At 61.8% G+C, this 22,280-nt stretch carries 24 protein-coding genes; 11 read left to right on the top strand and 13 right to left on the bottom strand.

The window, feature by feature from the left end; genetic code table 11:
• The first annotated feature begins 9 nt into the window (after window positions 1–9).
• Together BIO17B3_RS01390 and BIO17B3_RS01395 are read left to right on the top strand one after the other, a co-directional pair.
• On the top strand, window positions 10–669 hold the full coding sequence (locus BIO17B3_RS01390) for a site-2 protease family protein (protein WP_156052708.1): 660 nt from the start codon (window positions 10–12) through the stop codon (window positions 667–669).
• A gap of 30 nt (window positions 670–699) precedes the next feature.
• Entirely contained in the window at window positions 700–1,929 is a 1,230-nt protein-coding gene (locus tag BIO17B3_RS01395; RefSeq protein WP_156052709.1) for a tryptophan--tRNA ligase, read from the top strand.
• On the opposite strand, the gene BIO17B3_RS01400 is transcribed toward BIO17B3_RS01395, so the two are convergent.
• From BIO17B3_RS01400 to BIO17B3_RS01410, 3 genes are all read right to left on the bottom strand, one after another.
• Window positions 1,918–2,481: a DedA family protein gene (locus BIO17B3_RS01400; RefSeq protein WP_156052710.1), complete on the bottom strand. Its 564-nt coding sequence runs from the start codon at window positions 2,479–2,481 to the stop codon at window positions 1,918–1,920. The genes BIO17B3_RS01395 and BIO17B3_RS01400 overlap by 12 nt on opposite strands.
• 106 nt (window positions 2,482–2,587) lie before the next feature.
• Window positions 2,588–2,791 (bottom strand): cold-shock protein, encoded by a 204-nt coding sequence (locus tag BIO17B3_RS01405; RefSeq protein ID WP_013105664.1) that lies wholly within the window; start codon window positions 2,789–2,791, stop codon window positions 2,588–2,590.
• A 164-nt stretch (window positions 2,792–2,955) separates the two neighbouring features.
• Entirely contained in the window at window positions 2,956–3,243 is a 288-nt protein-coding gene (locus BIO17B3_RS01410; RefSeq protein WP_172978983.1) for a hypothetical protein, read from the bottom strand.
• On the opposite strand from BIO17B3_RS01410, the gene BIO17B3_RS01415 reads away from it, so the two are divergent.
• The 3 genes from BIO17B3_RS01415 to lspA all read left to right on the top strand — a co-directional run bounded on the left by BIO17B3_RS01415 (window position 3,154) and on the right by lspA (window position 7,682).
• On the top strand, window positions 3,154–4,125 hold the full coding sequence (locus BIO17B3_RS01415) for a bifunctional riboflavin kinase/FAD synthetase (RefSeq protein ID WP_156052712.1): 972 nt from the start codon (window positions 3,154–3,156) through the stop codon (window positions 4,123–4,125). The two genes, BIO17B3_RS01410 and BIO17B3_RS01415, sit on opposite strands and share 90 nt — an antisense overlap.
• A 136-nt stretch (window positions 4,126–4,261) precedes the next feature.
• Window positions 4,262–7,141, top strand: a complete 2,880-nt coding sequence (ileS, locus tag BIO17B3_RS01420) for an isoleucine--tRNA ligase (RefSeq protein WP_156052713.1) — start codon at window positions 4,262–4,264, stop codon at window positions 7,139–7,141.
• Window positions 7,142–7,154: 13 nt separating this feature from the next.
• The gene (gene lspA, locus BIO17B3_RS01425; RefSeq protein ID WP_013122992.1) at window positions 7,155–7,682 is read left to right on the top strand and encodes a signal peptidase II; all 528 of its coding nucleotides are present in this window, start codon (window positions 7,155–7,157) and stop codon (window positions 7,680–7,682) included.
• A gap of 267 nt (window positions 7,683–7,949) precedes the next feature.
• On the opposite strand, the gene BIO17B3_RS01430 is transcribed toward lspA, so the two are convergent.
• Window positions 7,950–8,753 carry an exodeoxyribonuclease III gene (locus BIO17B3_RS01430; RefSeq protein ID WP_156052714.1) on the bottom strand — a complete coding sequence of 268 codons (804 nt, stop codon included), beginning with the start codon at window positions 8,751–8,753 and terminating at the stop codon, window positions 7,950–7,952.
• Between the two features lie 165 nt (window positions 8,754–8,918).
• Between BIO17B3_RS01430 and BIO17B3_RS01435 the strand changes: the two genes are divergently transcribed.
• Window positions 8,919–9,539 (top strand): DUF4124 domain-containing protein, encoded by a 621-nt coding sequence (locus BIO17B3_RS01435; protein WP_156052715.1) that lies wholly within the window; start codon window positions 8,919–8,921, stop codon window positions 9,537–9,539.
• Window positions 9,540–9,581: 42 nt separating this feature from the next.
• Here the strand turns inward: BIO17B3_RS01435 and BIO17B3_RS01440 are convergent, their stop codons facing one another.
• Window positions 9,582–9,914, bottom strand: a complete 333-nt coding sequence (locus BIO17B3_RS01440) for a DUF2844 domain-containing protein (RefSeq protein ID WP_232054148.1) — start codon at window positions 9,912–9,914, stop codon at window positions 9,582–9,584.
• A 36-nt stretch (window positions 9,915–9,950) separates the two neighbouring features.
• On the opposite strand from BIO17B3_RS01440, the gene BIO17B3_RS01445 reads away from it, so the two are divergent.
• Complete coding sequence (locus tag BIO17B3_RS01445) at window positions 9,951–10,196, top strand: hypothetical protein (protein WP_172978982.1); 246 nt, start codon at window positions 9,951–9,953, stop codon at window positions 10,194–10,196.
• Between the two features lie 60 nt (window positions 10,197–10,256).
• Here BIO17B3_RS01445 and BIO17B3_RS01450 read toward each other — a convergent pair whose 3' ends face one another.
• Window positions 10,257–10,805 (bottom strand): acetate uptake transporter family protein, encoded by a 549-nt coding sequence (locus BIO17B3_RS01450; RefSeq protein WP_013105655.1) that lies wholly within the window; start codon window positions 10,803–10,805, stop codon window positions 10,257–10,259.
• 242 nt (window positions 10,806–11,047) lie between these two features.
• On the opposite strand from BIO17B3_RS01450, the gene BIO17B3_RS01455 reads away from it, so the two are divergent.
• Together BIO17B3_RS01455 and BIO17B3_RS01460 are read left to right on the top strand one after the other, a co-directional pair.
• Window positions 11,048–11,854 carry a sulfite exporter TauE/SafE family protein gene (locus BIO17B3_RS01455; RefSeq protein WP_156052717.1) on the top strand — a complete coding sequence of 269 codons (807 nt, stop codon included), beginning with the start codon at window positions 11,048–11,050 and terminating at the stop codon, window positions 11,852–11,854.
• Between the two features lie 133 nt (window positions 11,855–11,987).
• Window positions 11,988–12,485: a hypothetical protein gene (locus tag BIO17B3_RS01460; RefSeq protein ID WP_156052718.1), complete on the top strand. Its 498-nt coding sequence runs from the start codon at window positions 11,988–11,990 to the stop codon at window positions 12,483–12,485.
• A 34-nt stretch (window positions 12,486–12,519) separates the two neighbouring features.
• Here BIO17B3_RS01460 and rimO read toward each other — a convergent pair whose 3' ends face one another.
• From rimO to pgeF, 6 genes are all read right to left on the bottom strand, one after another.
• On the bottom strand, window positions 12,520–13,920 hold the full coding sequence (rimO, locus tag BIO17B3_RS01465) for a 30S ribosomal protein S12 methylthiotransferase RimO (protein WP_156052719.1): 1,401 nt from the start codon (window positions 13,918–13,920) through the stop codon (window positions 12,520–12,522).
• A 60-nt stretch (window positions 13,921–13,980) separates the two neighbouring features.
• Window positions 13,981–14,526: a polyhydroxyalkanoate synthesis repressor PhaR gene (gene phaR / locus BIO17B3_RS01470; RefSeq protein WP_013105651.1), complete on the bottom strand. Its 546-nt coding sequence runs from the start codon at window positions 14,524–14,526 to the stop codon at window positions 13,981–13,983.
• A 125-nt stretch (window positions 14,527–14,651) separates the two neighbouring features.
• Entirely contained in the window at window positions 14,652–15,392 is a 741-nt protein-coding gene (gene phbB, locus BIO17B3_RS01475) for an acetoacetyl-CoA reductase (protein ID WP_013122985.1), read from the bottom strand.
• 45 nt (window positions 15,393–15,437) lie between these two features.
• Window positions 15,438–16,616: an acetyl-CoA C-acetyltransferase gene (locus tag BIO17B3_RS01480; protein WP_156052720.1), complete on the bottom strand. Its 1,179-nt coding sequence runs from the start codon at window positions 16,614–16,616 to the stop codon at window positions 15,438–15,440.
• A 60-nt stretch (window positions 16,617–16,676) separates the two neighbouring features.
• Complete coding sequence (gene phaC, locus BIO17B3_RS01485; RefSeq protein WP_156052721.1) at window positions 16,677–18,410, bottom strand: class I poly(R)-hydroxyalkanoic acid synthase; 1,734 nt, start codon at window positions 18,408–18,410, stop codon at window positions 16,677–16,679.
• Between the two features lie 114 nt (window positions 18,411–18,524).
• Complete coding sequence (gene pgeF, locus BIO17B3_RS01490) at window positions 18,525–19,364, bottom strand: peptidoglycan editing factor PgeF (RefSeq protein WP_156052722.1); 840 nt, start codon at window positions 19,362–19,364, stop codon at window positions 18,525–18,527.
• Window positions 19,365–19,516: 152 nt separating this feature from the next.
• Here pgeF and BIO17B3_RS01495 point away from each other — a divergent pair, with 152 nt between their 5' ends.
• Window positions 19,517–20,341 (top strand): glycosyltransferase family 2 protein, encoded by an 825-nt coding sequence (locus tag BIO17B3_RS01495; RefSeq protein WP_156052723.1) that lies wholly within the window; start codon window positions 19,517–19,519, stop codon window positions 20,339–20,341.
• Between the two features lie 23 nt (window positions 20,342–20,364).
• Here BIO17B3_RS01495 and BIO17B3_RS01500 read toward each other — a convergent pair whose 3' ends face one another.
• The gene (locus tag BIO17B3_RS01500; RefSeq protein WP_156052724.1) at window positions 20,365–21,393 is read right to left on the bottom strand and encodes an RluA family pseudouridine synthase; all 1,029 of its coding nucleotides are present in this window, start codon (window positions 21,391–21,393) and stop codon (window positions 20,365–20,367) included.
• A 58-nt stretch (window positions 21,394–21,451) separates the two neighbouring features.
• Between BIO17B3_RS01500 and BIO17B3_RS01505 the strand changes: the two genes are divergently transcribed.
• Window positions 21,452–22,273, top strand: a complete 822-nt coding sequence (locus BIO17B3_RS01505; RefSeq protein WP_156052725.1) for an outer membrane protein assembly factor BamD — start codon at window positions 21,452–21,454, stop codon at window positions 22,271–22,273.
• Window positions 22,274–22,280: the final 7 nt, after the last annotated feature.

The following is a 22,280-nucleotide window of genomic DNA, read 5'->3' on the forward strand; positions in this document are numbered from 1 at the left end:
AATTCCCGCATGGATCAACTCATACAGGCTGTCACCGTCTACGCCCTGCCGGTGCTCTTTGCCATCACCCTGCACGAAGCGGCGCACGGCTATGCGGCGCGCTACTTCGGCGACAACACCGCCTACATGTTGGGCCGCGTATCGCTCAATCCGGTGCGGCACATCGATCCGATCGGCACCATCCTCGTGCCTCTCATTCTCTATTTCGCCACCTCCGGGGCATTTCTCTTTGGCTATGCCAAGCCGGTCCCAGTGAATTTCGGGCGACTGCGCAACCCCAAGAGCGACATGATCTGGGTCGCGCTCGCCGGCCCGGCTTCCAACTTTTTTCAGGCCTTTCTCTGGGGCCTGCTGCTTGTCGGCCTGCACGCCTTCGCCGTCAACGAGGTCTATTTTTACGATGTCGCCCAGGCCGGTATTCTGGTGAATCTGGTGATGTTCGTGTTCAACCTGTTTCCGCTGCCGCCACTCGATGGCGGCCGCATTCTGGTGGGGCTGCTGCCCGTGCGACAAGCCATCGCCGTCTCAAGGGTCGAACCCTACGGCTTTTTCATCGTGATGGCGCTGGTGCTCACCGGCATCGTCACCAACTTCTGGCTCAGCCCGCTCATGGCGCTGTCCATGCAAGTTCTCAAGGTTCTGCTCAGCCCCTTTCAGATGCTCCTCTGAGCCCCCTTTTTTTCCTCCGACTCTTTCCCTATGACTCTCCCTGCACAGGCCGATGGCGCAACGAGCGCCGATGATCGCGTTTTGTCCGGCATGCGCCCCACGGGTGCGCTGCACCTGGGGCATTACCACGGCGCCTTGAAAAACTGGGCACAGCTGCAAAACGCGCACGACTGCTACTTTTTCGTCGCCGACTGGCACGCGCTGACCACCCATTACGAAACACCGGAAACCATCCACGCGCACACCACCGAGATGGTGATCGACTGGCTGGCCGCTGGCGTCGATCCGAACAAGGCCACCTTATTCGTGCAAAGCCGGGTGCTGGAGCACGCCGAGCTGTTTCTGCTGCTGGGTATGGGCACCCCTTTGTCCTGGCTGGAGCGTGTGCCCACATACAAAGATCAGATCGCCAATCTGAAGGACAAAGACCTGACCACCTACGGCTTTCTCGGCTACCCGCTGCTGCAGGCCGCAGACATCCTCATTTATCTCGCGCGTTATGTGCCCGTCGGGGCCGATCAGGTGCCGCACATCGAGATGAGCCGTGAAATCGCGCGCCGTTTCAACAATCTCTATGGCAAAGACCCTGCGGTTGAGGCGCAGGCGCGAGCCGCGGCGGCCAAATTGCCCGAGGACGTTCGCGCACAACTCGCTGCCCTGCGTCGTGCCGCCGATCAGGAGGGGCTGACCGAAAAACGCGAACAGGCTCGCGAACTGATCGCCGCCAGCAAACTGTCGCGTGCAGAAAAAGACGCCCTGCGAGCGCAACTAAGCGGTGGTCGCAGGCAAATCCTTCGCGAACCCGAAGCGCTGCTGACCCCTGAGTCCAAGCTGCCAGGGTTGGATGGCCGCAAGATGTCCAAGAGCTACGGCAATTCCATCGCCATCCGGGAGGAGCGCGCGAGCGTCGAGCACAAAATCAAACGCATGCCCACCGATCCCGCTCGCGTCAAGCGCACCGATCCCGGCACGCCCGAACGCTGCCCCGTCTGGCAATTCCACCTGGCCTACACCGACGACGCCACCCGCGACTGGGTGCAACGCGGCTGTACCACGGCAGGCATCGGCTGCCTGGAGTGCAAGCAGCCCGTCATCGATGCCATCCTGCGTGAACAGCAACCCATGTTCGAGCGGGCGCAGCCCTACCTCGACAACCCCGCGCTGGTGCACGACATCCTGGCGCACGGCAGCGACAAGGCGCGCGCCACGGCACAACAAACTATGCACGCCGTCCGAGACGCGATGGGCCTAAAGATTTGAAGATGCGCGTTGTCGGCGTTTCCACAGACGCCAGACGATCAACACGACGACGATGGCGATAGCCAGCAGGATTTCTTCGGCCCATTGCAAACGAGACGTCAACTGCGCCACACCTGCGCCGAAAAACCATCCCAGCCCCGTGACCAGCGGCGCCCACAAGGCGGCGCCTATGGTGTTGTAAAGCACAAACCGCCAGGGTGCTACGCCCGCCATGCCGATCAGCACGGGCCCGGCGATGCGCAAGCCATAGAGAAAGCGCACGCTGACAATCGCCCAGGGCGCCCCGCGATGCAGCAAGCGCTGAACGCGGGGCAGGTTTTTTTCCAAACCGGAGAAACGCTGGACCAACTGCGGCCCAAACCAACGCCCCAGAAAGAAAAAAAACTGATCCCCCAGAGTAGCTGCCAGTGCAGCCACCAAAACAACCCAAGGCCACTCCAGCCAGCCACGGTGGGCCCCATACCCCGCAAGCAGCAGTACGGTCTCTCCCTCGGCAAGGGCGCCTAAAGCTACTGCGGCATAGCCGTAATGTCGAACGAAATCCTCGACCATGAGTTACGAGTCTATCGAGATAGTTGGCGCACAAAAAAACCGGCCAGTGGCCGGTTGATTTTGCAACGCCCTGACTTTTGATCAGGAAGCAGCCGCCCTACCTAAATTAGATGGGGCGAATGGCAGAAGCCTGGGGACCTTTCGGGCCAGCCTTCACCGTGAATTCGACGCGCTGGTTTTCCTGCAGAGTGCGGAAACCTTTGGCCTGAATTTCAGAAAAATGCGCGAACAGATCTTCGCCGCCTTCATCAGGCTTGATGAAGCCGAAGCCCTTGGACTCGTTAAACCATTTCACAGTACCGGTAGCCATGAATCAACCTTTAAAGAAAATATAGATAAGTGCAAATCTTCAACAAGCCCGGCAAATCACTACTGTGAAACCGACACAAGCCAACTCTCAAGCAAATGAGAACCTTGGCTCTTGTTTCGACTGCGCACTAACTATACACGCAAAAAACCAGCGCGCGCGACAATTCAGCGCAGGGCAAACCCTCTGTGCACGACAGCAAACGGCGCGGTGTTGGATAAGGCGGACAATAAACGTTTTTCATACGGGCAGGATCGTAGCGATTCGCCGATGTGCGCATCAGATTGGAGCGCACCCTTAAAATTTTTTGATTGCTGCAGCAGCTCAAAAAATCTCTCAAAATAACACTCTAACAAATTGTTTTTATGCATGTTTTTAGAGGAATTCATCACAAATCGTTGGCCTCGCAAACGGCACTGACCATCGGCAATTTCGATGGGGTGCACCGGGGGCATCTCGCCATGTTGCACCAGTTGGTGCAAGTCGCCCGGTCGCGTGGGCTGGTGCCGACGGTGCTGACTTTCGAGCCGCACCCGCGTGATTTTTTTGCAACACTCCAGGGGCACCCTGACTCCGCACCCAGCCATATTTCGACCTTGCGAGACAAGTTGTGCGCCTTGCGTGAAGCCGGAGTGCAGCATGTTGTCGTGCTGCGCTTCGATCCCCGCATCGCCGCGTTGTCTCCAGAGGAGTTTGTGGCGCAGATCGTGTGGCAGGGCCTCAAGGCGCAATTCGTCTTGGTCGGCGATGATTTCCGCTTTGGCGCCAGGCGCGCGGGAAATTTCGCCCAGCTCGATACCTTGATGCGCAACCTGGGCGGCGAAGCACGTCAGATGCCTGTGGTCACGGAAACCGCGTTGCGAATCTCGAGTTCGGCAGTGCGGCAGGCGCTGCAGGCGGGTGACATGGAAACCGCGCAGGTTTTGCTGGGTCGCCCCTATGCCATTTCGGGGCATGTGTTGCACGGGGCCAAACTTGGCCGCAAGCTGGGATTTCCTACGTTGAATCTGCGTTTTGATCGCGCACGCCCCGCGCTTGGCGGTGTTTTCGTCGCCCGGGTGCACGGGCTGGAGTTGGCGCCCCTGCCCGCCGTGGCAAGCCTGGGAACACGACCGGCCGTCGAGACCGACGGGCGGGTGTTGCTGGAAACGCATGTGTTAGATTGGCAGGCAGAGGCCTACGGTAAACTCATCCGGGTGGAACTCATGCACAAACTGCGCGACGAAGCGCATTACCCCGACCTGACTCAACTGATCGCGGCGATTCAGAACGATAGCGATCAGGCGCGCGCCTGGTTTGCTCAGCTCGCCCGACAAACCACCCGCGATCGAATTTGACGGCGCTCGCTCTCAGGCACCCGACTCGCCCAGCTTTGACGATCGGTCGCTTCGGGTGATATCGCCGTTCACTTTTCCTCGCTCACTCCTTCTCATTGGACCCTTTGCTCGGGCTCCAGCACAGCACTGCCATTCCATGGATCACGCCGACTCTTCCGCAGCCGAAAAACCCGATTACCGGGCCACGCTGAATCTGCCAGACACCCCCTTCCCCATGCGCGGTGACCTGCCCAAGCGCGAACCGCAATGGATCAAGGACTGGAACGAAAACGGTCTCTACCAGAGGCTGCGCCTGGCGCGCTCCGGGGCGCCGAAATTCGTGCTGCACGACGGCCCGCCGTATGCCAACGGCCAGATTCACATGGGGCATGCGGTCAACAAGATTCTGAAGGACATGATCGTCAAGGCACGTCAGCTGAGCGGCTTTGATGCGGCTTACATTCCCGGTTGGGACTGTCACGGTCTGCCGATCGAAAACGCCATCGAAAAGCAGTTTGGCCGCTGCCTGCCGCGCGACGAGATGCAGGCCAAGAGCCGCGCCTATGCCACGGCGCAGATCGACCAGCAAAGGACGGATTTCAAGCGACTGGGCGTGCTGGGCGACTGGGATCATCCCTATCGCACCATGGATTTCGTCAACGAGGCGGCGGAGATTCGCGCTTTCAAACGGGTGATCGAGCGCGGCTTTGTGTACCGTGGCCTCAAGCCGGTGTACTGGTGTTTTGACTGCGGTTCATCGCTGGCTGAATTCGAGATCGAATATGCCGACAAAAAATCGCAGACGCTCGATGTCGCCTTTGAGTCGAATGATCGCGTGGCACTCGCTGCGGCTTTTGGCCTGCCCGCGCTACCCGATGCCGCCAAGCCCGCCTTCGCCGTCATCTGGACGACGACCGCCTGGACGATTCCCGCCAATCAGGCGCTCAATCTCAACCCGGAAATCGAATACGCCCTGGTCGATACGCCGCGCGGCTACCTGGTGCTGGCCGCTAGCCTGGTCGACCCCTGCCTGAAGCGTTATGAGATTGAGGGCGCGATCGTGGCCACCGCGCCCGGCAAGGCGCTGGGCGGGCTGGAGTTCCGCCACCCGCTCTACGAGGTGGATGCGGGTTACCGCCGACTGTCGCCGGTCTATCTGGCCGACTACGCCACCGCCGACGACGGTACCGGCATCGTGCATTCCTCGCCGGCCTACGGCGTCGACGACTTCAACTCCTGCGTTGCGCATGGTATGGCCTATGAGGACATCCTCAACCCGGTGCAGGGCGACGGCAGCTACGCGCCCGACTTTCCGCTGTTCGGCGGGCAGAACATCTGGAAGGCGGTGCCTCACATCATCGATACCCTGCGTCAGGCTGATCGGCTGATGGCCACCTACAGCATCACCCACAGCTACCCGCACTGCTGGCGCCACAAGGTGCCGGTGATCTATCGCGCGGCGGCGCAGTGGTTCATCCGCATGGACGAAGGCGAAGGCGTGTTCACCAAGGACAAGGCGCCGAAAACGCTGCGGCAGATGGCGCTCGAGGCCATTGAGCACACCAGCTTTTACCCCGAGAACGGCAAGGCGCGCCTGCACGACATGATCGCCAACCGGCCGGATTGGTGCATCAGCCGCCAGCGGAGCTGGGGCGTGCCGATCCCGTTTTTTCTGCACAAGGACAGCGGCGAACTGCACCCACGCACCATGGACATCCTCGATGTCGCCGCCGAGATGGTGGAGCACGGCGGCATCGAGGCCTGGAGCAAGGCCAGCGCCGCCGACATCCTCGCCCGCGTGGGTTGCGCAGACGACGCGGCGCATTACAGCAAAAGCGCTGACATCCTCGAAGTCTGGTTCGACTCGGGCACCACGCACACCACCGTGCTCATGGGCAGTCATGCAGGCGCGGGCCATGCCGAAGGCCCGCAGGCCGATCTCTATCTGGAAGGCCATGACCAACACCGCGGCTGGTTTCATTCCTCGCTGCTCACCTCGTGCGCCATGTACGGCCGCGCTCCCTACAAAGGGCTGTTGACCCACGGCTTCACCGTGGACAGCCAGGGCCGCAAGATGAGCAAGTCGCTGGGCAATGGCATCGATCCGCTGCAGACCTGCAGCAAGCTGGGCGCGGAGATCATCCGCCTGTGGGTAGCCGCCTCCGACTATTCCGGCGACATTGCGGGCGACGACAAAATCCTCGCCCGCGTGGTCGATGGTTATCGCCGCGTCCGCAACACACTGCGGTTTCTGCTGGCCAATACCAGCGACTTCGATCCCGCCCGGCATGCCGTACCGCTGAGCCAGATGTTCGAACTCGACCGCTGGGCGCTGGCCCACGCGCAGAGTCTGCAATCGGTCATCCTGGCGCATTACGAGCAATACGAGTTCCACCCGGTAGTGGCCAAGCTGCAGGTCTACTGCTCCGAAGACCTGGGCGCGTTCTATCTCGACGCCCTGAAAGACCGCCTCTACACCACCGCGCCCGACAGCCTTGCCCGACGCAGCGCCCAGACCGCCCTGTGGCAAATCACCCAAGGCATGCTGCGCTGGATGGCGCCCTTCCTCAGCTTCACCGCTGAAGAGGCTTGGGCGCTGATCGGCAAGAGCGAGAGCATTTTTGTCGAGACCTATTGGCAGTGGCCCGAGCAGACCGACAGCGTCTTGCTACTCGATCAGTGGGCGCGTATTCGCGCCCTACGAGAGGCGACCAACAAGGAAATCGAGGCCTTGCGCGAGCAAGGCAAAATCGGCGCCTCGCTGCAGGCCGAAGTCGATATTTACGCCCCGCAGACCGAGCACGCCCTGCTCGAACGCTTAGGAGACGACCTGCGCTTTGTGCTCATCACCTCGCGCGCCAGCCTGCATCCGAGCGATGGAGAACTGCGCATCGTGGTCACGCCCACAAAGCAACCCAAATGCGAACGCTGCTGGCACTGGCGCGAAGATGTCGATGCCGATCCGGCGCATCCCGGTCTGTGCGGACGCTGCGTGAGCAACCTTTTCGGCGCGGGCGAACCGCGCCATCTCGCCTGAGACTCCCCCGCCCATGCCCTCTGCACTGTCTGACAGCTCCTTCACCGCCCGGCGCGGCCGGGTCTGGCCCTGGCTGCTGGTCTCGCTGGCGATCATTGCCGCCGACCAGTTCACCAAATGGTGGGTACGGCAAGACCTGCCGCTCGACAGCAGCCATCCGGTGACCGGTTTTTTCAATCTGGTCTACATCCACAACCCCGGAGCGGCGTTCTCGTTTCTCGCCAGTGCGCCGGGCTGGCAGCGCTGGTTTTTCACCGCGCTAAGCCTCGCCGCTTCGCTGTTCATCCTCTGGCTGATGTTCCGCAACCGGGGAAAGCCTTTGTTCAACCTGGCGCTGGCGTGCATTCTCGGCGGGGCCTTGGGCAATGTGATCGACCGCGTGCTGTGGGGCAAGGTGACCGACTTCCTCGACTTTTACATCACCCTCAACGGCCAGCAGTGGCACTGGCCCGCGTTCAATCTGGCCGACTCGGCGATTTTCATCGGCGCCATGCTGCTGATCGTGGACGAACTCCGACGCGCTCGCCAGCACCGGTCTTGACGTTTGTTATTGGTTTATTGAGTGCGGGTTCAATAGTGAAAGTGCCACACCCAATGGCTATTGAATTGAGGATAAAGCCTCATGGGTATTGGCTAGGCGTCCAAGTGCAGACTTACCGCTGCCGACAGCAAGGTCACCTTTTGCCTCAGCCCCCCGCAGGTGGGAGGGCATCCAAAGCATCTCAGTTATCGGTCGGCGACAACAAGCAGCCCACCGGGCTGTTTTTTATTTGCGGCCGCGCCCACTGCCCACCGACCGTAGCCGACCTCAGGCGTAGTCGATAGTTAGTGGAGCATGATCTGAAAACCGCTGCTCCGTGTAAATCCAGGCGCTATCCGATTTAGCCTGCGCCGCGATGCCGGGAGTGGCCAGGTGGTAGTCGATGCGCCATCCCACGTTTTTCGCTCGGGCCTGCCCGCGATTGCTCCACCATGTGTAGCGATCTGGCGCGGGGTCGAGTTGGCGAAACACGTCCACATAGCCCGCCTCGTCAATCAGTCGGGTCATCCAGGCGCGCTCTTCCGGCAGGAAGCCGCTGTTCTTGAGGTTGCCTTTCCAATTCTTCAAGTCGATCTCTTTGTGGGCGATGTTGACATCGCCACACAGCAGCACCTCGCCTGCGGCCTTCAGGGCCAGAAGGTGTTCGTGGAAATCGGCCAGGAACCGAAATTTCGCCTGCTGGCGCTCCTCGGAGCTGGAGCCCGAGGGGAAATAGGCGGACACGATGGATAGACGCCCGCCGCCCGGGCGCTTGTAAATGGCTTCGACATAGCGCCCTTCCGCGTCGAACTCGGCATGGCCAAAACCGATGCGCACTTCATCGGGTTCGTGCTTCCAATAGAGGCCGACGCCGCTGTAGCCGGGCTTCTCGGCGTGCTGAAATGCGGCCCCGGGCAATCCACCCAAGGTACGCAGGCCGGGCGTCATATCGGCTTCCAGCGCTTTGAGTTCCTGCACGCAGAGCACATCTGGGCGTGCCTGCGAGCGCAGCCAGTCATCGACCCCCTTGTTCGCGGCGGAACGTACGCCATTGAGATTGAGAGTGGTCACGCGCAAGGGGAAAGGCAACATATCCAGGCATCCGGTTGGGTCAGGCAATGAACAGGCAGGCACTCGGGCATCTGCTCTGCAACACAGGCCGCGCCTGCAACGCCGCAAAGCAAGGCACAATAAGACGGCTCGTCAACGCGACGGCCCACTTCGACATTGTTGCAGCAACACTCTCACCCGCAGTTCATGAAATTGACCGTGCGCCAACTTCGCCCCCTCCTCCTCGGCTTGCTGTTGTGCACCGCTCCGTGGGCGCACGCTGACATCTACCTCTGTCGCGACGCGAACGGCACGCTGGTTTCCAGTGATCGCTTGACGCAGGATTGCCTGACCTATGGCGGCAAAGTGATCGGCTCAGACGGCACCGTGCGCAGGCGCATTCTGACCATGAAGGAACAGGCCGAGCAGGCCCAGACAAAAGAGGCCGCGCAGAATCTGGCCAGACAGCAGCGCGATCAGCAACGTGAGGATCGTGCCCTGTTGCTGCGCTACCCAAACGAAGCCGCGCTGGAGGCCGCCCGCGTCAGCGATTTGAATCGGCCGCAGTCGATGATTGAGGACGCCGAAAAACAACTCGCTACTCTGCAGCGTCAGTTCAAGCGTCTGCAGATCGATGCGCAGTTTTATCCGCAAGGCCCACTGCCCCTCGAACTGCGAACCAAGCTCGATGAGAACAAAGTGCTGACCAAGCAGCAAACCGCACTCATCCAAGGCCAAAAAGCCGAAATCGTTCGCATCAACCACGAATACGATGCGCTGCGCACTCGGATGAAACCCCTGTGGGCCAGGGCATCGGCAAGGCAATAGTCGCCGCCCAGCTGTCAGCTAAAGGCGGCCTTGGGAAATGCGTCAGGGCGCCAGCCCGTTCGGATCGAAATCCATAGGCATCAATGCGGGCAAGTAGGCCACGCCTTCATTGCCCCACGATTGCCGCGCACTGCGCACCACCGCTTGCAGGCCATGCGCGACATGGGCGTTTTCAGCTGAGGCTTGAGGGAAGAAATGGCGCACCATGTCTTGCGCTTGCACGCGCTGCGGGCCGGCCCAGGTGATGGCGAATAGCGATCCATCGGCCCCGATGTATTCCTGCACCGGGATGCCCTGAGGCCCCGTTGCGGCGCGGATCTGCAGATTGTCAGGCAACGAGCGTGACACAATCTGTGCGGTCGCGGCCGGAACCATCCGCCGCTTCGACGCGTCGGGTTGTGATGAGTGTGTTTGGACCAGACTGGCCCAGGCAATAGGCGCGGACAAAGCAACGGCCGCGCCGAGAACGATCCAGCGATTTTTCATGATGTGAACAGGCTCTGGGTGCGAGTGCCCGGTCTGACCGATAAGCCAGCCGCGCCTGATGGCAGCATCCGGCCGGAAGAGCTTCGGGCCGGACGCAGCACTCTTGCCAGAATGCTGCAGCGCAAAACTGACGCCGTGCTGAATCAGTTCATGTTGATTCAGTCGTTTTGATGCTGCGCTGCAGCGTCGGTTGTATCAAGCATGGGCCTGCCACATCCCCTCAACAGATCGTCAAACCGGCAATACCACGCGCCCCCAAGCCTCGTTGATGACTTCGGCCCCTGCGAGATAAAACGCCAGTGCCGCCGTAATCAGTCCCAGATAGCCCCCGAATACGGTCAAGCCACTGTTGCCGGTCAATGCGCCCGCAGCCAGCAAATAGAAGGTGGGAACCAGCGCCGTGAAAACCAGCATCAGGGCGCGACCTTTTTTCCAGGTGGCAATCCACAGATAAGTGGTGAAAACACCCCAGAGCAGCAGATACCAGCCGACGAACGGGCCGCCAACGCCCTTGGCGAAAAAGTCGACGAACAGGGCGAAGCTCCACCAGAACGCGCCGTATCCGCAGAACGCCACAAAGCCAAAGCCGTTGCCAACGAATCCCTCCGCCACACCCGCAACAAACTGCGCCGTTCCACCGAATGCAAAGGCGGCGGCCAGCACCATCGGCACATCCGCGCCGGGGAACCAGCCGGCATTCACCATGCTCAGCAACCACGTGGTCAAGGCAAATCCGGATAGGCCTAATGGCGCCGGGTTGATCGCTTTTTTCTCAGCCATTTCAATCTCCTCGTTGTTTTCAGGGAACACAGCGATGATTTCGCCGTGGTGGCTGGCGCATTGCCAGTCCGCGCGAAGCTTCGACAATCTGCCTGACGGGTCGCCTACATGTCACAAACTTCGTGCAGGCTTTACACCTCGTCACCCGGGTCACTTCCGAAAGACGTAAATCATCGCCTCGCCACAAATCAGCACAAATCCTCACAGAACTCATAAGACTGTTCTTATATGCTGTCGCCATCATGCTCGCAGACCTGACCCTGACCCAACACATCCTGTCCGTCGTTTCTGGCGTGGCAGTCGGTTTTACGCTCGGCCTGATCGGCGGAGGCGGCTCCATCCTCGCGGTGCCGCTCTTGCTCTATCTGGTGGGTTATCCCAATCCCCACGTCGTGATTGGCACGACGGCGTTGGCGGTATCGATCAACGCCTATTTAAATCTGATTCCGCACGCACGCGCGGGCAATGTGCGTTGGAAAGAAGCGGTGATCTTTGCCATTGTCGGCGCCATTGCGGCGTATATCGGTTCTACTCTGGGCAAGGCGGTCGACGGCAAAAAGCTGCTATTCCTTTTCGCCATTCTGATGCTGGTCATCGCCGCCTTGATGATTCGCCCGAAGAAGGTCAAACCCGGCGAAATGGAAGGAAATCCCGGCCAGTTTTCGATGTGGAAATTGGTGGTATCCGCGGCCATCGTCGGCACGCTCTCGGGTTTCTTCGGTATTGGCGGCGGTTTTCTCATCGTGCCGGGCCTGGTGTTCGCAACCGGCATGCCCATGCTGGCAGCGGTGGGTTCCTCGCTGTTCTCGGTAGGCACATTCGGCCTGACCACGGCGGTGAACTATGCGAGTTCCGGCCTGCTCGACTGGACGGTCGCGGGGCTATATATCGCCGGGGGCATTGCGGGCGGTGTGTTCGGCGCACGACTGGCCACCCACTTGGGCAAGAGCAGCAAAGGCACGCTCAACCTTATTTTTGCGGCGCTGGTGGCCGTGGTGGCGGCTTACATGATCTACAAGAACATGTCGGCCTTCGGCATCCATCTCTAAATTCAGTTCGGATGGTCGGCATCAGGCCATCAGGTTTTGACCAGCCGCAATCGGGCAGGTCGAGGATCTCGATCGGGGTGGAACCTCCGGCCTTCGATCTGTTCTGATGTTGCATTCGTTTACAGGAGATCGAATGCAACGCCGTACCTTTCTATCCGCCGCGCTAGTCGCCGCCGTATTGGGCTCCAGCGCCTCGCCCGCGCTGGCCTTGGCTTCACCGCTAGGCGTGGGAGGCACCCTGCCCCAGACGCAATTCGAGAATCAGCACGGAAAGATGGAAGACTTTCCGGGTGCTGATACCCGGGTCGTGTTGTTCGCGGTGGAAAAGGCCCCCTCCGACGTGGTCAACGACTACCTGACGGCCTTGGGCGTCGAAGCGATGCACAAACAGGGCATCGTGTTCCTGGCGGATATCAGCGGCATGCCGGGGTTTGTCACCCAGACCTTCGCTCTGCCCAAAATGCGCAAACGCCCTTACTCCATCCTGCTGGCCAGCAAGGCAGAACAGGCTGCCTTCATGCCGCACGAAAAAGAGGCGGTGACGGTCATGCAGGTTCGCCAGGGCAAGATTACACACATCGGTTTTGCGCGCGATGTGGCCGCGCTCAAGGCCGCCATCGGCTCGCAGTAAAAAGGGGCAGTGCGCCACTCAACCCCGGAGTGGCTCAGACCAATTCACCCACCAGGTCGTGACCGTCGGTGCGCACGATGCGGGCGCGCACGAACTGGCCGCCGCTTTGTGCTAGGCGCATTTTGGTCGAGGGTTTATCGGGCGGCAGCAAATGCACTTTACCGTCGATTTCGGGCGCATCGGCGAAGGTTCTGCCCACTCCGCCCTCGCGGCTCGCCTGATCGACCAATACCCGCATCACCTGCCCCACCCGCTTGTGCAGTTTGCGGGTGGATACCTCTTCGGCCGCGGCCATGAAGCGGGCGCGGCGCTCTTCTCGCAGCGCTTCGGGCACCGGATCGGCTAGCGCGTTGGCGGCTGCCCCTTCCACCGGCGAATAGGCGAAGCAGCCCACGCGGTCGAGTTCGGCCTCGCGGATGAAATCGAGCAGAGTCTGGAATTCCGCTTCCGTCTCGCCCGGAAAACCCGCGATGAAGGTAGAGCGCACCACCAGTTCGGGACAGATCTCGCGCCAGCGGGCGATGCGTTCGAGGTTGCGTTCGCCACTGGCCGGGCGCTTCATGCGTCTGAGCACGTCAGGGTGGGCGTGCTGCAAAGGCACGTCCAGATAGGGCAGGATGCGCCCCTGCGCCATTAGCGGCAGCACTTCATCCACATGCGGATAGGGATAGACGTAGTGCAGACGCACCCAGGCGTCGTGCTCGGCAGCCAAGCTGCCCAGCGCATCGACCAGTTCGGTCATGCGAGTGCGAATCGGTCGACCGTCCCAGAAGCCCGTGCGGTACTTCACATCGACCCCATAGGCCGAAGTGTCCTGACTGACCACTAGCAGTTCTTTTACGCCCGACGCGAACAGCGCACGCGCCTCGCTCAAGACCTCTCCGATCGGGCGCGACACCAGATCCCCCCGCATCGCCGGAATGATGCAGAAGGTACAGCGATGATTGCAGCCCTCGCTGATTTTCAGATAGGCGTAATGCTTGGGCGTCAGTTTGATACCCGCTGGCGGCACAAGATCAACAAAGGGATCATGCGGCTTGGGCAAGACAGCGTGCACATGCTGCAGCACCTCGTCGGTCGCGTGCGGCCCCGTGACGGCGAGCACCTTGGGGTGCACTTCGCGCACCAGGTTGTTGCCCGTGGCTGCATCGTTGCGCGTACCCAGGCAGCCGGTCACGATCACTTTGCCGTTTTCGGCCAAGGCCTCGCCGATGGCATCGAGACTTTCTTGTACTGCGGCGTCGATGAAGCCGCAAGTGTTGACGATGACCAGATCCGCCCCCGCATAACTCTTGGAGGTGTCATAGCCTTGTGCGCGCAGTTCGGTCAGGATGCGCTCGGAATCCACCAGCGCCTTGGGGCAGCCGAGCGAGACAAAACCGATTTTTGGCGCCGCGGCTGCGGCAGGCGATGTTGGCGTGAGGGATGTTTCCATCCCGACATTGTCGCTGAAGCCAGCCGGATTTATTCACACCCTCTCAGCTCACCAGGGGCTTCATTTCTTGGGCGCAGGCGGCTGAAAGGCGCCCAGCATCTGCTTGGCCTGCTCCTGCATCTGTTCTTGCATCTGCATGTAGAGGTTCTTGCTCTGCTCGAGGTAATTGCCCATCATGTTTTGCAACATGGGGCTTTGCACGTTGAGAAACTGGGTCCACGCCTCGGGGTTGACGGCTGCGTTGTCATACACGCCGCGCGACTGCTCGGCGAGCTTGTTCTGGATGTCGATGAACGCCTGCACATTCTTTTCCAGATAGCTGCCCATCATGCCCTGCATGGCGTGGCCGTAGAAACGGATGATCTGCTCAAGCATGACCGAGCTGAACATGGGCACGCCGCCGCTCTCTTCTTCCAGAATGATCTGCAGCAAGATGCTGCGGGTCAGGTCTTCGCCAGTCTTGGCGTCCTGCACCACAAAGCGCACCCCGTCCATCACCAGTTGCTTGACATCGCTCAGGGTGATGTAGGCGCTCGCCTCGCTGTCGTAAAGACGGCGGTTGGGGTACTTTTTGATGATGCGCAGAGGAATATCGGACTTGGGCATGGCGGTGGAATGCAGTCGGCAAAAGCGGTCGGAAAAAGCGAAGGTGCACAGGCAAAAGATTTGCGGATTGAACCATACTCCCCGACGAGCGCCACCGAGGCTTTCCCGCACCGCAGCATCGCGCTTCAGCTCATGTGCAGCCCGCCGTTGCAGCTGAATTCGGCGCCCGTGGTGAACCCGGCGTCCTCACTGGCCAGCCAAACCACGATGGAGGCGATTTCTTCAGGCGTACCCAGACGCTTGACCGGAATGGAAGACACGATCTTGTCGAGCACGTCCTGCCGGATGGCCTTGACCATATCGGTCAGGATGTAGCCCGGCGACACCGTGTTGACCGTCACCCCTTTGGAGGCCACTTCCAGCGCCAGCGACATGGCGAAACCATGCATGCCCGCTTTGGCCGCGGCGTAATTGGTCTGGCCGAACTGGCCTTTTTCGCCATTCACCGACGCGATGTTGATGATGCGGCCCCAGCCCCGCTCGACCATGCCGTCGATCACCTGCTTGGTCACATTGAACATGGAGTAGAGATTGGTTCGCAGCACCAGATCCCAATCTTCATACGTCATTTTGCGCAGCACCGCATCGCGGGTGATGCCGGCGTTGTTCACAAGAATATCCACCTTTCCGTGCTCGGCGAATACTTTCTGAAAGGCCGCCTGAGTCGAGTCCCAGTCGGCCACATTGCCCTCGGAGGCGTAGACATCGAAGCCTTGCGAACGCATGGTTTCCAGCCAACTCTCCTTGCGGCTGGAATTGGGGCCGCAGCCCGCGATGACCTTGTGCCCTGCCTCGCACAGCCGTTTGCAGATGCCGGTGCCGATACCGCCCATACCACCCGTGACATAAGCTACTTTTTTGCTCATTTTGTTCTCCTCGTTTTGGTTTCAGTTTGATCAATCTGCGGTGGTTCAACGCTCCAGCGCCATGGCCACGCCCATGCCGCCGCCGATGCACAGCGAGGCCAGGCCCTTTTTCGCATCGCGCTTGTTCATCTCGTGCAGCAAAGTCACCAGAATGCGGCAACCACTGGCGCCGATGGGGTGGCCGATGGCAATGGCCCCGCCGTTGACGTTGACCTTGGCGGTATCCCAGCCCATCTGTTGGTTCACGGCGATGGCCTGCGCCGCAAACGCCTCGTTGATCTCCATGAGATCGAGTTCCTGCGGCGTCCACCCTGCGCGCGACAGACAGCGGGTGGAAGACGGCACCGGCCCCATGCCCATATAGGCCGGATCGAGACCGGCGTTGGCATAGGCCCGGATGGTCGCCAGCGGCTTGAGGCCGAGCTCAGCGGCGCGCCGGGCCGACATCACCACCACCGCCGCAGCACCGTCGTTGAGGCCCGAGGCATTGCCCGCGGTGACCGTGCCGCCCTTGTCGAACGCCGGACGCAGCGCGCCGAGACTCTCTGCCGTCACGCCATGCCGCACGAACTCGTCGGTGGCAAACGCGATGGGGTCGCCTTTTCTCTGCGGCAGCATCACCGGCACGATTTCATCGGTGAAGCGCCCGGCTTTCTGCGCCGCCTCGGCCTTGTTCTGGCTGGCTGCGGCGAAAGCATCCTGCATTTCGCGGGTGATGCCGTATTTCTTTGCCACGTTCTCGGCCGTGGTGCCCATGTGGTACTGATTGAACGCATCCCACAGGCCATCGACGATCATGGTGTCGATCATCTTCCAGTCGCCCATGCGCTGACCGTCGCGCGAGCCCGGCAGCACATGCGGCGAGGCGCTCATATTCTCTTGCCCGCCCGCCACCACAATGTCGGCATCGCCATCGCGAATCGCCTGGGCGGCCAGCATTACCGCCTTCAGGCCGGAGCCGCAGACTTTGTTGATGGTCATCGCGGGCACCATGTCCGGCAACCCTGCCTTGATACTGGACTGACGCGCTGGATTCTGTCCACAGCCCGCTTGCAGTACTTGCCCGAAGATGACCTCGGACACTTGCCCTGGCTCCAGCTTGGCGCGCACGACCGCCTCCTTGATGACCAGAGCGCCCAGATCGACCGCCGACACTTTCGCCAGCGCACCGCCGAACTTCCCCACCGCCGTGCGCACGGCGGACACGATGACGATATCAGTCATGATCGAATTTCCTTTTGAGTGAGATGACGAATACAAAAATAAAAGACCGCTGGCAGAGCATTAGGCCCGTACCTTGACGTAGCGCCCGGGCGCGGGCTCGATCGGCTTGTAGCGAGCGTTGCCGGGTTTTTTCGGCGCGGCGACTTCCGGCCCAGCCTGTTTTGCGAGCCACTGCGCCCAGTCGGTCCACCAGCTTCCCGGATGTTCTGTTGCGGCGTCGAACCAGGCTTGCGCTTGCGCAGGCAGTTTGCGCTGGCTGGCGGGCGAAGTCCAGTGGCTGCGCTTGTTGCGCTTGGCCGGGTTGATGACCCCGGCGATATGCCCCGAAGCGCCCAGCACGAAGCGCATCGGTCCGCCGAGGATGCGCGTGGTTTCATACGCGGTTTTCCACGGCACGATGTGATCTTCGCGCGAGGCGTACACATAGGTCGGCAGCTTCACCGCCTGCAGGTTCAGCGGCACCCCGGCCACGGTGAGCGCACCGGGCTGGCGCATCTTGTTTTCGAGATAGGTGTTGCGCAGATACCAGGCAAACAGCGGCCCCGGCAGATTGGTCGAATCGGAATTCCAGTACAGCAGATCGAACGGCGGCGGCGTTTCGCCCTTGAGGTAATTGCCGACGACGTAATTCCACACCAGATCGTTCGGTCGCAAGCTGGAAAAAGCCGAGGCCAGTTCACGCCCGGTCATCAGCCCGCCCTTGCCCAGCGTGGCTTCGCGCAGGGCCACCGAGGCTTCATCGACGTAAACGCTCAGAATGCCTGTATCGGTGAAATCGACCATCGTGGTCAGCAGGGTCGCGCTATGGGCGAACTGTTCGCCCCGCGCCTGCAGCACCGCCAGCGCGTTGGCCAGCAGGGTGCCGCCTACGCAGAACCCCAGGGTGTTGATGGTGCCATCGCTGCCCTGCGCCGCGATGTCGCGCACCACCTCCATGGCGCGAATCACGCCGCCCTGCACATAGTCGTCCCAGGTCAGATGGCCCATGCTGGCGTCCGGGTTGCGCCACGACACGACGAAAGTCCGGTGCCCCTGCTCGACCGCAAACCGCACCAGCGAGTTGTCGGGCTGCAGATCGAGGATGTAGTACTTGTTGATCGAAGGCGGCACGAACAGCAGCGGCCGCGCATGCACGCGCTCAGTCAGCGGGGTGTACTCGATGAGCTGGAACAAATCGTTTTCAAACACCACATGACCCGCCGTGGTCGCCACGTTGCGGCCCACCTCGAAAACCGATTCATCGGTCTGCGTCATTCGACCCTGTTTCAGATCCTTGAGCCAATTTTCGACCCCGGCGCGCAGGCTTTCCCCCTGCGTCTGCACCGCTTTCTCAAGGGCCTCGGGATTGAGCGCCAGAAAGTTGGACGGCGCCGCCGCATCGACCCACTGCTGCACCGCGAAGCGCAGCTTCTGCCGCGTCGTCTCGTCGGTCTGCACGTTTTCGGCCAAATCGAACAGGGCCCGCGCGCCCAGCAGATAGAGCGCCGCGGTGTAGCGGGAAATGCGGCTCTCTGCCCAGGAATTGTGGGAGAAACGCCGATCATTTTCCGGCGGGGCCGATGGACTGGCCGCGTCCGCCTCCAGCAGACCGCTCCACAACTGGCGAAACTCGTCAACGTAGCGTTGTTGCAGCGCCTGCAGCTGCGAGGGCTCAAACAGGACGGGTTGCCCCTTTGCCGCGCCTGAAAGCAGCGAAGTCCACACCGGCTGCATGTCGGCCCATGCAGCCCAAGGTTCGGTCTGTCCCGAAAAAAAAGGCGGCGCGGCGGAGCCGGTCGAAGTGTTTTGGGCCATGGGGTTGGGTGCGACGGGAAAGGGAGCGAGCCCATCCGCAAAGGCGGCAGGCCACGGCATTCTTGAACAGGCCGCAGGCCGTGTCAACGGCGCTTCCACGATGCGGAAACCACCCTACTCCACCCAGATGCAGACGGCCTGCCGCCCGGTAACCGGTTGGCGGCGGTAGGAGTAAAACCGCTGGGCAAGGCCAAAGGTGCAAAGACCACCGCCCGCAATATGCCCGGCCGACAGGCCCGCCGCCTGCAGGCGGATGCGCGCAAGCTGCCAGAGGTCGGCCCACCATTTTCCCGGCCGGCCCGGCAAAAACGCGGCGGCTGTCTGCGGATGACGACTGACAAAAGCCGCTCTCACCTCATCACCCACCTCGAACGCCTCGGGCCCGATCGCCGGGCCCAGCACGGCCTGCACTTCGGCCGCAGGGCAACCGGCGCGGTCGCAGACGGCCTGAAGGCTGGCTTCGAGCACGCCACCCGCCAGGCCGCGCCACCCGGCATGCGCGGCGGCCACCGCCCTGCCCTCAGGTGCGGCAAACAACACCGGCAGACAATCGGCGACCAGCACCGTGGCCGCAACGCCGCGCTGCGAAGTGCAGGCCGCGTCCGCCACGGGTTCCGGGTCATCGTGATGGAACTGATCGAGATCGGCCACCGCGATGCCGTGCACCTGCTGCAAATAACGCGGCTGTGCGCCGCCCAGCGCGTCGCTGAGCAGCCTGCGGTTCTTTGAGACGGCGGCCGGGTCGTCGCCGACATGGTTGCCCAAATTCATTCCACCGCCCAAGGTGCTTTGCGCGCAGCCATAGGCCGCGACACTCACGCCCCCGGCGCAGCTGGTGAACACCGCGCGCACCTGCGGGTTTCCTGGCCAAGCGACTTGCAGCCAAGGCGCTTGCGCCGTAGGTGCAGCGAGATTGTCGGGGCTGAAGTCCGTCAGAACAGGCGTGTGGAGCATGGCGTGTGAGGCAGGCGGCAAGCCGGGCCCGGAAAAAGGGTAAGGGATGTATCAATCTGCTGCGGTCGGCAGAGTCCGCAGCCTGTGGGCTGGGTGCGCAATTTATAGTGAAAGCGTACAACCCGTTTCAGTCCCGATCCTTCTACCCTGCGATGCGCCTTTCCGTCATCATTCCCGCCCATCGGTCGCACGCCTTCATCGGCGATGCGCTGGATTCGCTGGCGGCGCAGCAGCAGCCAGACGGGCTCGCCCTCGAAGTCATCGTGGTTGCGGATGACGGCACCGACTATGCCCACCACTTCACCGCTGCCCGCCGACAAACTCTGGAGTGCCTTTCCGCCACGACAGGACGCATCGCGGCCGGGCCGTCGGCAGCGCGCAATATCGGACTGAATCGCGCCAGCGGCGATTTCATCTCGTTTCTGGATGCGGACGATCTCTGGCTGCCCGGCCGCACCGCCGCCTTGCTCCCTCTGGCCGCAGCCCACGGCGCCGCAGTGTGCCGCATGGCGATCACCGCCCTCGACGCGGCAGGCGCGCCGAAGCTGACCCCGGTATTGCCCAAGCACGGACACCTCTCGCCGCAGGACAGCCTGCTGATCGACGGCGGATTCTGCCCGGTGTACCGCCGCGATTGCATCACCCACACCTGGGATGAAGAGCTCGATTTCGCCGAAGACCTGTTGTTCAACCACGTTGCCGTGGTCAACGCCGGTGGTCTGTTCGTGCATCCGCAACCCTTGATGCACTACCGCATCCGTCCGGATTCGGCCACGCATCACATGCCCTCTGCCAGCCACCGGGCCGAGCGGGCCTACGCGCAGATGTTGTCGCGCCTGTCACCGGCCTCGGGCGAAACCGCGACGTTGGCAGCGTGTCTGCATCGCAAACGGCGGCTCAACGCGGCCTATCTGCAGGCTTGGCAGCAAGAGCCGGGGCTGCATTTCGAGCAGTTCGTTCGGGCTTCATCCCCCTGACGCGTGCAAAGATAGGGCAGCGCTCACCAGCCCTGCGGATCGATCTCTTCCGGCTCACCGCCGCAGGCGTCCCAGAAACTCGCCATATCGTCCGGAATGGGGGCGATGAAATCCATCGGCCTGTCGTTCAGGGGATGGGCAAACGCCAGCCGCGCGGCATGCAGCGCCTGACGCTGCAGCGGCAGATCGGGCCGCAAGCGCCCGCCATAAACCGAATCGGCCACCATCTCCAGCTTGGCAAACTGCAGATGCACCCGAATCTGATGCGTGCGCCCGCTGTGCAGCTTGCAGCGCAGCGCCGTCAGCGGCCCCCAGCGGGTGTCGAGTTCGGCCAGCGGGGTGAAATCGGTACGGGCAGGTTTGCCGCCATGCACCACCGCCATGCGCAGACGGTCGCGCGGGTGACGGCCAATGGGCGCCTCCACATTGAACGCGCGGCTCACCGAGCCCCAGGCCAGCGCGAGATATTGGCGGTGGATGGTGCGCGCCTGTAACCGGCGCACCAGCTCGGTCTGCGCCTCCAGCGTGCGCGCCGTCACCATCAGCCCGCTGGTGTCTTTGTCGAGACGGTGAACGATGCCCGCTCGCGGCAGCCCTGCCGTCTCTGGGTAGCGGGCGAGCAAGCCGTTGAGCAGGGTGCCGCTCCAGTTGCCCGCGGCCGGATGCACCACCAGCCCCGCCGGTTTGTTGAGCACGGCCAGATCGGCATCTTCGAACACCACGTTGAGTGGCAAGTCTTCGGGCGCGAAAGCGGTGTCTTCAGGCAATGCGGGCACGGCGATGCGCAGGGTTTCGCCCGCTCGGGCCTTGTCGCGCACGCCAGCCACCTGAGCGCCCATGCGCACCAGCCCCGCTTCGCACCACTGCTGCAGGCGGCTGCGGGAATATTGCGAAAACTGCGCGGCAAGTACTTTGTCGAGCCGCTGCCCGGCGTCGGCCTCGGGGACGACGGCTTCGAGCACCGTCGAATCGTCAGCGGCGCTGTCTTCGTCGAGATCGGCGAAATCGCCGTCGGCCGCATGGGGGGAAATGTGTGGAGAGAGATCGGTCATGAGGGGGAAGCGAGGCTCCCTATAATCTGCGAGCTTTACACCACCCTGGGCGATTGATATGCGTGTTGCGTTGTACCGTCTCTGGACGTTGCGGTTGTTGGGCGCTGCGGCGGCAGTCGTGCTGCTGGGCCTTGCAGGCTGTGCCTCCACGCCGTCGAAAGACGAAACCCTGGGCTGGTCGTCGGCCAAATTGTATGCAGAGGCCAAGGACGAGATGAACAGCGGCAACACCGACAAGGGTGTGAAGCTGTACGAGAAGCTCGAGTCGCGCTATCCCTACGGGCTGCTGGCGCAGCAAGCGCTGATCGAGATCGCCTACGGCAACTACAAGCAGGGCGAGCGGGCGCAGGCTCTGGCCGCCGCCGACCGCTTTCTCAAGCTCTACCCCAACAACCCCTACACCGACTATGTGCTCTACCTCAAGGGCCTGATCAACTTCAACACCGATCAGGGCTGGTTCTCCTTCCTGTCCGACCAGAAGTTGTACGAGCGCGACCAAGCGGCGGCCAAGCAATCGTTCGAGAGCTTCAAGGAACTCGTCACCCGTTTTCCTGAGAGCAAGTACGCGCCTGACGCCCGCCAGCGCATGCGCTACATCGTGAACTCGCTGGCCGAGTACGAAACGCATGTCGCGCTGTTCTATTACCGACGTGGGGCCTATGTCGCTGCGGCCGACCGCGCGCAACGTGCCATCGAGCACTACCAGGACGCACCGGCCAATCAACTCGCCCTGGCGATACTGGTCGATGCCTACGGCAAACTGGGCATGACCCAACTGCGCGACGACGCCGAGCGCGTGCTCAAGCTGAACTACCCGCAGAGCACCTATCTCACCGAAGGTCTGCCCAAGCGCGACGATCCGTTCTGGAAGCTCTGGTAAGCCCGAT

This window comes from Thiomonas sp. OC7, from assembly GCF_900634595.1.
Lineage (GTDB): Bacteria > Pseudomonadota > Gammaproteobacteria > Burkholderiales > Burkholderiaceae_C > Thiomonas > Thiomonas arsenitoxydans.

What these genes read in the sequence shown, in the direction of transcription:
- BIO17B3_RS01390 (WP_156052708.1), top strand. Translation starts at nt 10, where the DNA reads ATGGATCAACTCATACAGGCTGTCACCGTCTACGCCCTGCCGGTGCTC.
- BIO17B3_RS01395 (WP_156052709.1), top strand. Translation starts at nt 700, where the DNA reads ATGACTCTCCCTGCACAGGCCGATGGCGCAACGAGCGCCGATGATCGC.
- BIO17B3_RS01400 (WP_156052710.1), bottom strand. Translation starts at nt 2,481, where the DNA reads ATGGTCGAGGATTTCGTTCGACATTACGGCTATGCCGCAGTAGCTTTA.
- BIO17B3_RS01405 (WP_013105664.1), bottom strand. Translation starts at nt 2,791, where the DNA reads ATGGCTACCGGTACTGTGAAATGGTTTAACGAGTCCAAGGGCTTCGGC.
- BIO17B3_RS01415 (WP_156052712.1), top strand. Translation starts at nt 3,154, where the DNA reads ATGCATGTTTTTAGAGGAATTCATCACAAATCGTTGGCCTCGCAAACG.
- BIO17B3_RS01410 (WP_172978983.1), bottom strand. Translation starts at nt 3,243, where the DNA reads ATGCCCCCGGTGCACCCCATCGAAATTGCCGATGGTCAGTGCCGTTTG.
- ileS (WP_156052713.1), top strand. Translation starts at nt 4,262, where the DNA reads ATGGATCACGCCGACTCTTCCGCAGCCGAAAAACCCGATTACCGGGCC.
- lspA (WP_013122992.1), top strand. Translation starts at nt 7,155, where the DNA reads ATGCCCTCTGCACTGTCTGACAGCTCCTTCACCGCCCGGCGCGGCCGG.
- BIO17B3_RS01430 (WP_156052714.1), bottom strand. Translation starts at nt 8,753, where the DNA reads ATGTTGCCTTTCCCCTTGCGCGTGACCACTCTCAATCTCAATGGCGTA.
- BIO17B3_RS01435 (WP_156052715.1), top strand. Translation starts at nt 8,919, where the DNA reads ATGAAATTGACCGTGCGCCAACTTCGCCCCCTCCTCCTCGGCTTGCTG.
- BIO17B3_RS01440 (WP_232054148.1), bottom strand. Translation starts at nt 9,914, where the DNA reads ATGGTTCCGGCCGCGACCGCACAGATTGTGTCACGCTCGTTGCCTGAC.
- BIO17B3_RS01450 (WP_013105655.1), bottom strand. Translation starts at nt 10,805, where the DNA reads ATGGCTGAGAAAAAAGCGATCAACCCGGCGCCATTAGGCCTATCCGGA.
- BIO17B3_RS01455 (WP_156052717.1), top strand. Translation starts at nt 11,048, where the DNA reads ATGCTCGCAGACCTGACCCTGACCCAACACATCCTGTCCGTCGTTTCT.
- BIO17B3_RS01460 (WP_156052718.1), top strand. Translation starts at nt 11,988, where the DNA reads ATGCAACGCCGTACCTTTCTATCCGCCGCGCTAGTCGCCGCCGTATTG.
- rimO (WP_156052719.1), bottom strand. Translation starts at nt 13,920, where the DNA reads ATGGAAACATCCCTCACGCCAACATCGCCTGCCGCAGCCGCGGCGCCA.
- phaR (WP_013105651.1), bottom strand. Translation starts at nt 14,526, where the DNA reads ATGCCCAAGTCCGATATTCCTCTGCGCATCATCAAAAAGTACCCCAAC.
- phbB (WP_013122985.1), bottom strand. Translation starts at nt 15,392, where the DNA reads ATGAGCAAAAAAGTAGCTTATGTCACGGGTGGTATGGGCGGTATCGGC.
- BIO17B3_RS01480 (WP_156052720.1), bottom strand. Translation starts at nt 16,616, where the DNA reads ATGACTGATATCGTCATCGTGTCCGCCGTGCGCACGGCGGTGGGGAAG.
- phaC (WP_156052721.1), bottom strand. Translation starts at nt 18,410, where the DNA reads ATGGCCCAAAACACTTCGACCGGCTCCGCCGCGCCGCCTTTTTTTTCG.
- pgeF (WP_156052722.1), bottom strand. Translation starts at nt 19,364, where the DNA reads ATGCTCCACACGCCTGTTCTGACGGACTTCAGCCCCGACAATCTCGCT.
- BIO17B3_RS01495 (WP_156052723.1), top strand. Translation starts at nt 19,517, where the DNA reads ATGCGCCTTTCCGTCATCATTCCCGCCCATCGGTCGCACGCCTTCATC.
- BIO17B3_RS01500 (WP_156052724.1), bottom strand. Translation starts at nt 21,393, where the DNA reads ATGACCGATCTCTCTCCACACATTTCCCCCCATGCGGCCGACGGCGAT.
- BIO17B3_RS01505 (WP_156052725.1), top strand. Translation starts at nt 21,452, where the DNA reads ATGCGTGTTGCGTTGTACCGTCTCTGGACGTTGCGGTTGTTGGGCGCT.